General features: G+C 69.9%; 11 protein-coding genes. 5 read left to right on the forward strand and 6 right to left on the reverse strand.

The genetic code is table 11. The features are described 5' to 3' along the window. Positions 1–32 precede the first annotated feature (32 nt). From ACQFZP_RS14930 to ACQFZP_RS14950, 5 genes are all read left to right on the forward strand, one after another. Positions 33–1,463: a CaiB/BaiF CoA transferase family protein gene (locus ACQFZP_RS14930; RefSeq protein WP_211891853.1), complete on the forward strand. Its 1,431-nt coding sequence runs from the start codon at positions 33–35 to the stop codon at positions 1,461–1,463. After that, entirely contained in the window at positions 1,460–2,779 is a 1,320-nt protein-coding gene (locus ACQFZP_RS14935; RefSeq protein WP_211891854.1) for an ABC transporter substrate-binding protein, read from the forward strand. The genes ACQFZP_RS14930 and ACQFZP_RS14935 overlap by 4 nt, the downstream gene beginning before the upstream one ends. Beyond that, a complete protein-coding gene (locus ACQFZP_RS14940; protein WP_211891855.1) occupies positions 2,776–3,570 on the forward strand; it encodes an enoyl-CoA hydratase/isomerase family protein in 795 nt (264 codons plus the stop codon). The genes ACQFZP_RS14935 and ACQFZP_RS14940 overlap by 4 nt, the downstream gene beginning before the upstream one ends. 197 nt (positions 3,571–3,767) lie before the next feature. Continuing rightward, positions 3,768–4,988, forward strand: coding sequence for a fumarylacetoacetate hydrolase family protein (locus ACQFZP_RS14945; RefSeq protein ID WP_249312591.1), 1,221 nt, complete (start codon positions 3,768–3,770; stop codon positions 4,986–4,988). After that, complete coding sequence (locus ACQFZP_RS14950; protein WP_211891856.1) at positions 4,985–6,013, forward strand: LacI family DNA-binding transcriptional regulator; 1,029 nt, start codon at positions 4,985–4,987, stop codon at positions 6,011–6,013. Before ACQFZP_RS14945 ends, ACQFZP_RS14950 begins: the two co-directional genes overlap by 4 nt. A 92-nt stretch (positions 6,014–6,105) precedes the next feature. Here the strand turns inward: ACQFZP_RS14950 and ACQFZP_RS14955 are convergent, their stop codons facing one another. From ACQFZP_RS14955 to ACQFZP_RS14980, 6 genes are all read right to left on the reverse strand, one after another. After that, on the reverse strand, positions 6,106–7,680 hold the full coding sequence (locus tag ACQFZP_RS14955; protein WP_211891857.1) for an AMP-binding protein: 1,575 nt from the start codon (positions 7,678–7,680) through the stop codon (positions 6,106–6,108). Between the two features lie 154 nt (positions 7,681–7,834). Then, on the reverse strand, positions 7,835–8,257 hold the full coding sequence (locus tag ACQFZP_RS14960) for a RidA family protein (RefSeq protein ID WP_211891858.1): 423 nt from the start codon (positions 8,255–8,257) through the stop codon (positions 7,835–7,837). 39 nt (positions 8,258–8,296) lie between these two features. Next, positions 8,297–9,376, reverse strand: coding sequence for an acyltransferase family protein (locus tag ACQFZP_RS14965; protein ID WP_211891859.1), 1,080 nt, complete (start codon positions 9,374–9,376; stop codon positions 8,297–8,299). A gap of 241 nt (positions 9,377–9,617) precedes the next feature. Then, a complete protein-coding gene (locus ACQFZP_RS14970; protein WP_211891860.1) occupies positions 9,618–10,673 on the reverse strand; it encodes an ABC transporter permease in 1,056 nt (351 codons plus the stop codon). Continuing rightward, positions 10,670–11,689, reverse strand: coding sequence for an ABC transporter permease (locus ACQFZP_RS14975; protein ID WP_211891861.1), 1,020 nt, complete (start codon positions 11,687–11,689; stop codon positions 10,670–10,672). Before ACQFZP_RS14975 ends, ACQFZP_RS14970 begins: the two co-directional genes overlap by 4 nt. Next, on the reverse strand, positions 11,686–13,332 hold the full coding sequence (locus ACQFZP_RS14980) for a sugar ABC transporter ATP-binding protein (protein ID WP_211891862.1): 1,647 nt from the start codon (positions 13,330–13,332) through the stop codon (positions 11,686–11,688). Before ACQFZP_RS14980 ends, ACQFZP_RS14975 begins: the two co-directional genes overlap by 4 nt. Between the last annotated feature and the right edge of the window lie 38 nt (positions 13,333–13,370).

Raw genomic sequence — 13,370 nt, forward strand, 5'->3', positions numbered from 1 at the left:
CCAGTAGCGCATCCACCGAAACGAGGAACACCATGAGCGGCGCAGAAGACACCAGCGAGACGCACCAGCCAGAGGCCGGTGCCGGCGGCGGAATCCTCTCCAGCATCCGCGTGCTCGACTGCTCGATCGCCATGGCGGGCCCCTTCGCGGCACAGCGCCTCGGCGACCTCGGCGCCGACGTCATCAAGGTCGAGCCGCCGGCCGGCGAGTGGCAGCGCCACGCCCCCGCGGGCGGCGCCAACGGCAACGAGATCAACGTCTCGTTCCTCTCGCTCAACCGCAACAAGCGCTCCATCGCCCTCGACCTCAAGTCCGACGACGGCCGCCAGGTCCTGCGCGAGCTCGTCGCGACCAGCGACGTGTTCCTGCAGAACTACCGGCCAGGCGTCGCCGCTCGTCTCGGCGTCGACTACGAGACGCTGCGCGCCATCAACCCGAGCATCGTCTACGTGTCGGTCTCCGGCTACGGCGAGGACGGTCCGTACCGGATGCGGCCGGGCCAGGACCTGCTCCTCCAGGCCATGAGCGGCGCCATGCTCTCCACCGGTCGCGACGGCGAGCCCCCGCAGGCCGCCGGACAGTACCTCGTCGACGCCGTCACCGCATCCACCGCCTTCGAAGGCGTGCTCGCGGCGCTCTTCCACCGTGAGCGCACGGGGGAGGGGCAGCTCGTGACCGTGAACATGCTCGACGCCATCACGACCCTGCAGATGCAGGAGCTGTCCGTCTTCACCGCGGGGGGAGTGCCGCAGCAGCGCAGCGCCGAGCCGCACGCGCACGTCTACATCCGCTCGCCGTACGGCTCGTTCGCGACCTCCGACGGCTTCATCGTGCTCGCCATGCCAGACCTCGAGGAGCTCGGACGCACGATCGGCGAGGACAGCTTCATCGGCCTCGACACGCTCGACGACTCGTGGCGCCTGCGCGACGAGGTCTTCGCCAAGACCGCTGCCCGGCTCGCGACGAACACGAGCGCCCACTGGCTCGACGCGTTCTCGAAGACCTCGATCTGGGCCGGCCCCGTCTACGGCTACGCCGACCTCGTCGCCGACCCGCAGATCGCGCACAACGGCACGTTCGTCGAGTACGAGCACCCCACCGAGGGGCTCGTGAAGACGCCCGGCTTCCCCTACAAGTTCTCGAAGACGCCCGCTCGAATCGACCGAGGCGCCCCGCTCACGGGCGAGCACACGCGAGAGATTCTCAGCGAGCTCGGGCACGCGGCCGCCCACATCGAGGAGCTCGCCGAGCGCGGCGCGATCGCCGTGCACGCCACCCTCGACAATGTGCGGGAGCAGCTCGGCGGTGCGGTGTCGGCCGACGGCACGGCCCTGCCTGGCGGGTCGGATGCGGTGCTCCCCGGAGAAGGGGCGCCGGAGCCGGCCGCGGCTTCCACCCCCGGGCTCGACGCCAGTTCGAGCGCTCAAACCGCGAACGTCGGCGCGAGCGCCGAACGATCATGAGTGGGACGCCGCCGGTCGCCGCAGAAACGCTGGGCCATCCGCCTCGCTACCGCGGGCTCACCTGGGACCATCCGCGAGGACGCGCTGCGCTCGAAGCGGCCGGTTCGACGCTCGACGGTAGCCGCGGGGGAATCGAGATCGAGTGGGAGGCGCATCCGCTCGAAGGCTTCGAGTCGGCGCCGATCGCCGACCTGGCCGACCGCTACGACCTCATCGTCCTCGACCATCCGCACCTCGGCGAAGCGCTCGCGAGCGGCTCGTTCCGGCCGCTCGACGAAATCTTCGACGCGGCCGTCCTCGAACGGATCGCGGCTGACGCGATCGGCCCGAGCTTCACCTCATACTCTCTGGACGGCGCGCAGTGGGCGCTGCCACTCGACGCGGCCACGCAGGTCGCGGCGGCGCGGGTCGACCTGATCGCCGCGGCCGTGCCGAGCACCTGGGACGACGTCGTCGCTCTCTCCGAATGCGCCTCCGTGGCGCTGTCGCTCGCCGGCCCGCACGCGTTCCTCACATTCGCGTCCGTGCTCGCAGGGGCCGGCGCGCCGATCTCCGACAGTCCTGCCGAAGGGTCGCTCTTCTCCTCCCGCCCTGCCGCTCAGGAGGCGTTTGCGCTGCTCCACACCATCGCCCGCCGGTCCCCGGCAGCGACGCAGGGCGAGAACCCCATCGCCCTCCTCGAGCGCATGTCGAGCAGCGACTCGCTCGCCTATGTTCCCCTCGTCTACGGGTACGTGAACTACTCGTCGCCCACCCTGCAGTTCCGGGATGCGCCGCGCTGGGCCGCATCGGCGCGCCTCGGTTCCACGATCGGCGGCACGGGCATCGCCATCTCGAGGCGCTGCCGCGTCACCCCCGAGCTCGTCGCCCACCTCGCCTGGCTGCTCGACCCCGAGACGCAGCGCACGTTCATCCCGCAGCACGACGGTCAGCCCGGACTGCGCTCCGCGTGGCACGACGCCCACGTCAACGAGGCCGCGCATGACTTCTACGCGAACACGGCGGCGACCATCGAGGAGTCGTGGGTGCGACCGCGGTACGACGGCTACATCGCGTTCCAGACCAAAGCGTCTGAACTGTTGCGCGATGCGCTGCTCTGCGACGCGAGCCACGTCGCAGAGCTTGGCGACGCGTGCCTCGACGCGCTCGAGGCGGCCTTCGTCGCGTCGGCGGGGGCATCTGGCGCTTCGCCCGCATCTCCGGCTGCGGCTGCGCGTGCCGCCTCGCCTCCGCCGACTGCTGCATCGACGCGCATCGATGCATCCGTTTCGCGCTTCCACGCAGCCCACCCCACGACCTCAGGAGCCAGCTCATGACCGACAGCATCCCTCAGCTCGGTACCGACGAGATCCTGGTAGAACTCGACGGCTTCACCGCCACCGTCACCATCAATCGCCCCGCGAAGCTCAACTCGGTGACGCAGGAGATGTCCGACGCACTCGTCACCGTCGCAACCTGGGCCAACGAGAGCGACGACGTGCGCGTCGTCATCCTCACCGGCGCGGGTGAGCGGTCGTTCTGCGCGGGCAGCGACATCCGCTCGCTCGACAAGTACGCGACCCCGTGGGACTTCCGCAACCGCGAGGACTACTGCGACGCCCTCCGCGCCCTCCGCAAGCCCATCATCGCCGCCATCAACGGCTACGCGTTCGGCGGTGGGCTCGAGACGGCGATGACCTGCGACATCCGCCTCGCCTCCGAGACCGCGTCGCTCGCCGCCCCCGAGATCAAGCTCGGCTGGATCGGCGGCGGTGGCATGGCGTCGTTCCTCGCCCACTCCGCCGGCGCGAGCAACGCCGCCCTCATGCTCCTCACCGGCGACCCCATCTCGGCGCAGCAGGCGCTCGCCTGGGGCATCGTCTCGGAGGTGCTGCCAGGCGATCGACTGCTGGACCGGGCTCGCGAACTCGCCGCGATCATCGCATCCCGACCGCCCATCGCCGCCGAGACGGCGAAGGCCAACCTGCGCGCCTCCTACAACATGGGTCAGGACGCGGCCGTCGCCTACGAGCGAGACCTCCAGACCATCACCTTCGCCACCGCCGACGCCGACGAGGGCCGCGCCGCCTTCGCCGAGAAGCGCGAGGGCATCTTCCACCGCCGCTGACGCCGAGCCGACCTGAACCGAGCGAAGCCCACCATGTCAGCCACCAGCCTCAACTCGTGTGACCTCCCGCCTTCGTCTCGGGATGGGAATGTCGCTTCCTTCGGGGAAAGTTCCCGCACCGAAGCGAGTTCTCCATCCCGAAACCTCACGACCCACTCGCCACGACCGACCATCACGACCAGAATCCAGGAGCTCACATGACATCGCAGCAGATGGCCTCAGGCCAGCAGCCGGCAGCCGGATGGTCGGGCAGCGCCGCCCAGGCGCTCCCCGCCGACGGAACGACGGGCACGCTCATCGGCCGGGTCTGGGACCCGGCGGTCGGCGGCCCATCACCGGTGCTCATCACTGCTGACGGCGTTCTCGACCTGAGCGGAACCTTCGCGACGGTCAGCGACATCACCGAGTCGGCCGAGCCCGCGGCTGCGGTGCGGGAGGTCGCGGCGCATGCGCCGAACCTCGGCTCACTCGACGAGATCTTCGCGAACACAGAGCCCACCACCCGCGACGAGTCGAAGCCGTGGCTGCTCGCCCCGGTCGACCTGCACGTGCTGAAGGCGGCGGGTGTGACCTTCGCGGTCTCGATGATCGAGCGCGTCATCGAGGAGCGGGTGCGCGGCGACATCGAGGCGGCGGCGCGGATGCGCGAGCAGATTCTCGCGGAGATCGGCACCGACCTCGCGAGCCTCAAGCCTGGGTCCGAGGAAGCGACGGCGCTCAAGGCGTACCTCGTGGGGGAGGGGCTCTGGAGCCAGTACCTCGAGGTCGGCATCGGCCCGGACGCGGAGATCTTCACGAAGGGCCCGACCCTCTCGGCGATGGGCACCGCCGAGCAGGTCGGCGTGCACTCCTCGTCGGAGTGGAACAACCCGGAACCGGAGGTGGCGCTGCTCATCGCATCCACCGGCACGATCGTCGGCGCGACGCTGGCGAACGACGTGAACCTGCGCGACGTCGAGGGCCGTTCGGCGCTGCTGCTGCCGAAGGCGAAGGACAACAACGCGTCGTGCGGGCTGGGCCCGTTCATCCGCCTCTTCGACACGGGCTTCGACCTCGACTCGGTGCGCGGCATGACGGTCGAGCTCGACATCCTGGGGCTCGACGGCTTCACCCTGCACGGCTCCTCCGACCTCGCGCAGATCTCCCGCGACCCCGCCGACCTCGCCGCGCAGCTGCTCGGCCCGCACCACCAGTACCCGGACGGGGCGGTGCTCATGCTCGGCACGATGTTCGCGCCCATCGTCGACCGCGACCAGCCCGACCACGGCTTCACGCACCACGCTGGGGACGTCGTGCGCATCTCGTCACCTGCCCTCGGTAGTCTGGTGGGCCAGGTACAGACCAGCGAGGAGTGTGCGCCGTGGACATTCGGGATCGCAGCGCTCATGCGCAACCTGGCGGCCAGAAGGCTGCTGTGACCAGGCGGTCGACGCAGAAGGTGACGCTCACCGACGTCGCGGCGTCTGCGGGGGTCTCTCCGCAGACCGTCTCGCGTGTGCTGCGGACGCCAGAGCTCGTGTCGGCCGACACCCTCGAGCGAGTGCAGTCGGCGATCGGGGCGCTTGGCTACGTGCCGAACCTGGCCGCGTCGAACCTCGCGTCGAACCGGTCGATGACGGTCGCGGCGATCGTCCCGTCGATCTCCGCATCGGTGTTCGCGGATGCGCTGCACGGCCTCGAGGCGATGCTCTCGCCGTTCGGGTACCAGCTTTTCATCGGCACGACCGGGTACAGCCCGGAGCACGAGGAGGAGCTCGTCCGTGCCTTCCTCGGGCGGCGACCGGATGGCATGTTCATCGTCGGCGCGCAGCACACGGAGGCGGCGTCGACGCTGCTGCGAGCCTCCGGAATCCCCGTCGTCGAGGCGTGGGACTCGAGCGAGAACCCCGTCGACAGCCTCATCGGCTTCTCCAACGAAGATGCCGTCCGCGCGCTCGTCGAGTACGTGCGGGACAAGGGATACGCGCATCCGACGTTCGCTGGCTCGTTCCAGTCCGGCGACTTCCGTGCGGCGGCGAGGCGGGCGAGCTTCGAGCAGTCCGTGGCCGAGCTGTTCCCGGGCGAGCCCGTTCGGGTCGTCGACTCGGGTGTCGCGGCCGTCGACCTCGAGACGGGTCGCGACCTGCTCGACGCGACGCTGCGCGAGCATCCCGAGACCGACGCGCTCATGTTCGCGAGCGACGTCTTCGCGGCGGGCGCTGTGCTCGAGTGCGCTCGCCGCGGCGTTTCCGTGCCCGGGGAGCTGGCTGTGACGGGCTTCGGCGACTTCGAGCTGTCGTCGCACCTCACGCCCACCCTCACGACCGTGGCGGTGCCCAACCGCGAGATCGGCACGAAGGCGGGCGAGCTGCTGCTCGCTCGCATGAGTCGTGGCGGTGCGGATGCGCCCGAGGGCGAGACTGTCGACCTCGGCTTCGAGGTCGTCGCCCGCGAGAGCGCGTAGGCCGAGCTCCAGGGCGGAGTTGTGGTCGCCTCACGTCGATGTTGACGACCACAACACCGCCCTGGGCGGCGACGGCGAGGCCCGCCCGAGCCTCAGCGGCCGCGGAGGTCCTTCCGCAGGATCTTGCCTGAGGTCGACTTCGGGATGACGTCGATGAACGCGACGGCCCGCACCTTCTTGTGCGGCGCGACGTGCTCGGCGACAAACGCCTCGACGCCGGCCTCATCGAGCGAGGAACCCTCGCGGCGCACGACGAACGCCTTCGGGATCTCCTGCCCGTCCGCATCCAGCGCCCCCACCACGGCCGAGTCGGTGATGTCGGGATGCGTGAGCAGCAGCGCTTCGAGCTCGGCGGGCGCGACCTGGTAGCCCTTGTACTTGATGAGCTCCTTGAGCCGGTCGACGATCGTGAACTCCCCGAGCGGGCCGACCGTCGCGATGTCACCGGTGTGCAGGAAGCCGTCACTGTCGACGGCCTCGTGCGTCGCATCGTCGCGGCCGAGGTAGCCGAGCATGATCTGGGGGCCGCGCACCCAGACCTCGCCAGGTTCGCTCTGCCCGCCCTCGACGGCGTCGATCTCGGCACCGGTCTCGGTCGAGACGAGCTTCACCTCGGTGTTGGCGATGGGCACGCCGACCGAGCCGAGCGGCATTCCGTTCCGCTCGAGGGGGAGGACGTGCGTGACGGGGCTTGCCTCGCTCATCCCGTACCCCTGCCTGGTGCGGGTGCCGAGGCGGTCGGCGACGGCCGTCATGAGCGCCGAGTCGATGGGGGCGGCGCCGGAGAAGACCGTGCGAACGCTCGACAGGTCGAAGTCGTCGATGAGCGGATGCTTCGCGAGCGCGACGGCGATCGGCGGCGCGATGAACAGGTAGGTGCATCGATGCGTCTCGATGATGCGCAGGAACTCACCGAGGTCGAACTTCGGCATCGTGACGAGGCGGGCGCGCTTCTTGATGGCGATGTTGAGGAGCACGGTCATGCCGTAGATGTGGAAGAAGGGGAGGAGCGCCAGCACCACGTCGTCCGCTTCGACGTCGAGGACCGGGTAGGTCTGCACGACGTTCGCGACGAGGTTCGTATGGCTGAGCTTGACGCCCTTGGGGTTGCCGGTGGTGCCGGAGGAGTAGGGGAGGACGGCGACGTGGGTTGCCGGGTCGAAGCTCACGTCGGGCGCGGGGAGGCCGGCACTGAGGAGCTCGCGGAGGTCGTGGTAGCCCTCGGCGCCGTCGAGGACGATGATGGCGTCCTGCTCGAGGCCCGCCGCGATGCCGCCGGCGTGGGCCTGCGCGAGCAGCGGGCTCACGGTGAACAGCAGCTTCGCGCCGGAGTCGCGGAGCTGCGTCTCGATCTCCTCGGCGTTGTAGAGGGCGTTGATGGTCGTCGCTGTGGCACCGGAGCGGAGGATGCCGTGGAAGACCGACGCGAACGCGGGCACGTTGGGGCAGTGCAGGGCGACCACGTCGCCAACCCCGAGCCCGCCGCCGGCGAGGGCCCCGGCGATGAGCTCGATCTGCTGCCTGAGGGCCCCGAAGGTCGTCTCGGCGCCGCTCGTGCCGTCGACGATGACGGTGCGGGCCGCATCCGCTTCGCTCAGCTCGGCGAACAGGAAGTCGAAGACCGAGACGTTCGGGATCTGCTCGTCTGGGTATGGGCTCTTGAACACGGCGATCTCCTTTGATCGAAATGCAGGCGGCGCGGCGGTCGGGTTGTGCCCGGCCGGGCCGTGTCTGGCGGATGCACGTGTCGCATCCGCTGCTCATCTTGCGCACCCCAGATGGGAACGACCCCAGCGCGAGCTCCGCCGGCGCAGGCTCGAGCTACGCGCGAGGCGTGGCGGGCGCCACCGCTGCGACCGCCTCGATCTCGACGAGCTGGTCGTCGTAGCCGAGCACGGTGACGCCGAGGAGGGTGCTCGGCACGTCGTGGTCGCCGAACGCGTCGCGCACGACCTCCCACGCGGTGACGAGGTCGGTCTGCGAGCTGGATGCGACGAGCACGCGCGTGCTGGCGACGTCCTCGAGGCGCGCGCCCGCCTCGGCGAGGGCGATGCGCAGGTTCTCGACGCACTTCGCGGCCTGACCCGCGTAGTCGCCGACGGCGGCCGTCGTGCCGTCGTCGTTGAGGGGGCAGGCGCCTGCGGGGAAGACGAGGCGCGCGCCTGCGTCGACGGTGGAGGCGTAGGCGTATTCGGCGGCGTCGCTGAGCGCGTTCGCGCGGATGAGGGAGACGGAGCTGGACACGGGGTCCTCCTGGTGGTCGTCTGGCGGGTGGATGCGCGGCTACGCGGGGCGGACTGGCGGTGCGAGCTGCGTGCTGCGGCGCGCGAACCTGGGGAGCACGAACAGCGCATCCACGACCCGGAATCGGCGCAGCCAGCACGCGAGATACGCGACGGCGAGGGCGCCGAAGAAGCAGGCGGGCAGGGAGATGTTGGGGTTGGTGACGCCGAGGCTGCTGAGGGAGTTCGTGATCCACACCTGCGTTGGGAAGTGCACGAGGTAGAACACCACCGAGTTGCGGCCGATGTACTGCAGCCACCTGGCGCGGTCGTGGCTGTGGCCCTCGTGGGAGCCCGTGAGTCGGCGCACGGCCATGACCGTGCCGGCGATGCCGGCGATCACGACCGGCAGGAGCTCGAGGCGGTGCGCGTCGAAGCCCGCGGTCATGGCGTTCGTGTAGCCGCGGTTGCCGGCGATGATGAACGCCCCGAAGCCGGATGCGACGGCGAGGCACACCCACATGAGGGTGCGCGTCTCGAAGCGGGAGAGTCGCGAGCCGAGGCGCACGCACAGGTGGCCGGCGAAGAAGAAGCCTCCGTAATAGCAGAGGTTGGAGAGGTCGCCGTCTGGCAGCGGCCAGCTGGCGATCCACAGCACGGCGGGCACCAGAGCGAACCAGGTGCCCGGGATGCGCGCGAGCAGCGGCGCGACCGCGTAGTAGACGGCGAGGAAGAAGATGAACCACAGCCAGTTGTTCGGGATCCAGAAGAACGGGTCGCGCAGGTCCGTGTAGCCCTCGGTGAGCATGCCGATGATCATCCACACGAGGTACGGCCAGATGAGGGTGCGCACCTTGTTCCAGTAGTACGTGCCTGGCGGTTTCGCGAGCGACCGGGTGAGGAGCACGCCGGAGAGGAGGAAGAGGAGGCTCATCCGGTATGGCGCGAAGAACGAGTTGATGTCGTTGACGACGCGGCCCGAGCTGATGCCGCCGAACATCCAGGGGATCGCTGTGGCGTGCAGGAGGACGACGAGGAGGATCGCACTTCCGCGGATGAGGTCCATCCAGCGGGCCCGGGATGCGCCGCTCGGGGCGCGGGAGCTGGCCGGTGGCTGGGACTGCGGAGATGGTGAGGTCATTGCGGGTGCGCGTCTGGTTGGGAGCTGGCGGGGCGCGACGGCGGCGCCTCGGCAGTGTCCGACCATACGCGACTCGGGGCGGCGTGGCTCTTGCCTCGCCCCGGAAGCGGGAATCGAGTCGCGCGCATCCACGTGTGTGCCGGGCGCATCCACCTCGACCAGCGCGCAGAGTCGTGGCGCGGTGCTGTTCCCGAGTCGGGGAGCGGCACCACGCCACAACTGCGAACGCCTGGCAGCGTCGTTACCCGCGCTTGCGCCCGTACAGCGAGATGACGACGAGGATGATGGCGCCGTAGATGAGCTGCTGCACGTTGGAGCCGAGGTTCAAGACGGTGACGAGCGTCGCGACCTGGCCGAGGACCAGCGCGCCGCCGACGGTGCCGACGACCGAGCCTCGTCCGCCGAAGATGGATGCGCCACCCACGACGACCGCGGCGACGGAGGAGAGCAGGTAGCTGTCGCCCATGGTCGCGGAGGCCTGCTGGAAGTAGCCGACGATGACCATGCCGGCGAAGGCGGCGAGCATGCCGGAGATGACGTAGCCGGTGATGCGGATGCGGTCGACGGGCAGGCCGGCGAGCCTGGCCGTCTCGGGGGCCGCGCCGACGAGGAACAGCGAGCGCCCCCATCCGGTGTAGCTGAGGACCAGCTGCAGCACGACCATGAGGACGAGCCCGAGGGGGAGGACGGCGGCCATGGAGAGCCCGAGGACGCTGATCTGCGCTGACGTGATGGCGGTGATGAAGTCGGGGATCTGCGTGAGCTCGGAGAAGTTGAACTGCAGCAGGATCACGCCGAACAGGAGGCCGTTCATGGCGATGGTCGTGACGATGGGGGTGAGCCCGAGCTTCGCGATGACGAGCCCGTTGAGGAGGCCGATGACGGCTCCGGCGAGCAGCGCCCCGATGAACGCGCCGAAGGGCCCGAGGGGTCCGACCATTGCCAGGAACGACAGTGCCGAGAACGCGATCGTGTTGGGTACCGACAGGTCGATGCCCGCCTGGATGACGGCGAAGGTCTGCCCGAAGGACGCGATCGAGAGGATGATCGCGAAGGTCGCGGTGCCGATGAGCGATTCGATGGTGATGAGGTTCGGTCGGATGATGCCGCCGATGAGGAACAGCACGAGGAACGCGACCAGCGGCCACACGCTGCGGGGGACCCGGGCGAGCAGCGACTTGGACGGTGAGTACTCGACCTCGTGGTCGCCGCCGCCAGTCGTTCCCGGGCCCGTCCCCGAATCTCCGGCGCCGGATGCCCCGGTGCCGCCGACTGCGGCCGGAACTGTTGTGGTCATGACCGTGCTCCCTTCCGAGCGAACGACACCTTGCGCCACACGACGGGGATGCCCACGACGGAGACGATGATGAGCGCCGAGATGACGTACTGCCAGTACGAGTTGATGCCTGCGAAGAAGAGCAGGTTGCCGATGAGGCCGAGGGTGATGCCGGCGAGGATCGTGCCGATGATGCTGCCGCGTCCGCCCGTGAAGCTGGCGCCGGCGAGGGCGACGGCGGCGATCGAGGACAGCAGGTAGGGGTCGCCGCTGCGCGGGTCGCCGGTCATGGTGGAGCCGGCGAGCATGATGGCGCCGGTGGCGGTGAGGACCCCGGCGATGCCGAACGCGGCGAGCTTCGTGAGGCGGGCGTTGAGGCCTGCCGCGCGGATGCTGTCCATGTTCGAGCCGACGCCGTAGATGTGCCTGCCGAGGGCGGTGCGCTGCAGGATGAACCAGAGCAGCACGGCGATGAGGGTGAGCCAGACGAGCGCGACGGGGACGAACGGGATCGCCTCACCGCTGGTGGCGAGGTGGAACTCGGTGGTGATGTCTCCTCCTGGCCGGTCCATGACCTCGCGGGCCAGGGAGCCGAAGATGAAGGCGCTCGCCAGGGTGACGGCGATCGCGGGGAGGCCGCCGTAGGAGACGAGGAAGCCGTTGAAGAGACCGCAGGCGAGGCCGGTCGCGAGTCCCATCAGGACTGCGATGGGGACGGGGACCAGCTCGGTCTGCGCCGCGAAGACCACGTTCGAGAGGCTCATGATGGCGCCGATGGAGATGTCGATGCCGCCGACGAGCACGATGAGCAGCTGACCGAGGGCGACGAACGCGAGCGGCACCACGAGGTTCGCCGCCGTCTGCAGCTGGAACCTCGTCAGCAGCTCCGGGTTGATGATGATGTAGACGATCAGGAACACGACGAACGCGGCGGCTGGCGCGAACGCGCCCTCGCGTCGCAGCCTGACGAGTCCCTGCCGCTTCGCGACGGCCCGGGTGACGGGGGATGCCGGGGGCGGGGGGACGGTGGCGGTCATCTGCTGCTCCTCGTGGTGGTGTGTCGTGCCGCCTCTTCCAGCTCGGCGGCCGAGACGGTCTGGATGCTGCCCGTCGCGCCGACAGCGGCGCCGACGATCGCATCCGCCGTCAGCCGCTCGCCGGCGAGCTCGTCGGTCACCTGGCCGTTGTAGAGCACGAGCACGCGGTGGCAGACGTGAACGAGCTCCTCGACCTCGGTGGAGAACCAGAGCACGCCGACGCCCTGCTTGGCGAGGTCGACGATCGCGCCGTACAGCTCCTGCTTGGCGCGCACGTCGATGCCGCGTGTGGGGTCGTGGAGCAGGATGACCGACCGGGAGCGGTTCATCCACCTGCCGAAGACGAGCTTCTGCTGGTTGCCGCCGGACAGCGAGCCGGCGGCCTCGAGCGGGCCGCGCGTGCGCACGGACAGGGCGGCGAGCACGCCGTCGAGCCAGCCGCGCTCGCGGCCGAGGCGCGGCTTCCCGCCGAGCTGCCAGGCCTTGAACCAGGGGGCGAGGAGGTTCTCTCCGACGCCGAGCTCGAGCGCGAGCCCTTCCTTCTTTCGGTCTTCCGGCACGTAGCCGAGGCCGCGCCGCACGCCGCGCACGGGGGTGAGGCGGGTGACGGGGTCGCCGTCGATCGTCCACGAGTCGGCGGTGGCGGCGGATGCGCCGAACAGGGCGCGCAGCAGCTCGGCCTGGCCGTGCCCCGCGAGCCCGCCGATGCCGACGATCTCGCCCGCGCCGATCGTGAGAGAGATGCCGTGCACGCCCTCGGCGCGGAGCCCCTCGACTTCGAGGACGTCGCCGTCGTCGGTGCGCGCTGGCGGGTCTGGGAAGAACCGCTCGGCCTTGCGGCCCGCCATGAGGGAGATGAGCTCATCGTCGGTCCAGGAGCCGCGCGAGAACTCGCCGGCGAGGCCGCCGTCGCGCAGCACGATGCCGCGGTCGGCGATCTCTGCGATCTCGCCGAGGCGGTGCGACACGTAGATGACGCTGCCGCCGCGCGCCGTGAGCTCGCGGATGCGTGCGAACAGCCACTCGACGCCAGGGGGCGTGAGCGCCGATGACGCCTCGTCGAGGATGAGCAGCTTCGGTTCGCCCGCGAAGGAGCGGGCGATCTCCACGAGCTGCCGGTTGGCGAGCGACAGGTCTGAGACGAGCGCTCGCGGGTCGATCTGCGGGAGCTCGAGCGACTCGAGCAGCGCGCTCGCGGCCGAGATCGCCTTCTTCTGCGAGAAGCCGCGGAGCGGCGCCCCATCCGGGAGGCTCAGGTTCTCGGCGACGGTCCACTCGGGCACGAGCGCGAGCTCCTGGAACGCGCAGCGCACGCCCGAGCGACGCGACAGGCGCACGCTGCCGGACGCGAGCGGCGCATCCTCGACCGTGATCGTGCCGGAGGTCGGCGTGACGGCACCCGCCAGCATCTTCGCGACGGTGCTCTTGCCCGCACCGTTCTCTCCGACGAGCGCCAGCACCTCGCCGGGGTGGCAGACGAAGCTCACCCCCTGCACTGCCTTGACCGGGCCGTAGCTCTTGACCAGGTCGGTCGCGACGAGGAGCGCCTCGCCGCTCTGCGCCTGCCCGGTCGCTGGCGGCCCTGGCGCGGCGGCGGGCTGGAGCGCGTCCGGTGCCGCTGCGCCCACTTCACTTGCATTCATGACTCGATGTGTCCTCGCTGATCGATGCGATTGAGACC

This window comes from Pseudoclavibacter sp. Marseille-Q434 (assembly GCF_050315415.1).
Lineage (GTDB): Bacteria > Actinomycetota > Actinomycetes > Actinomycetales > Microbacteriaceae > Pseudoclavibacter.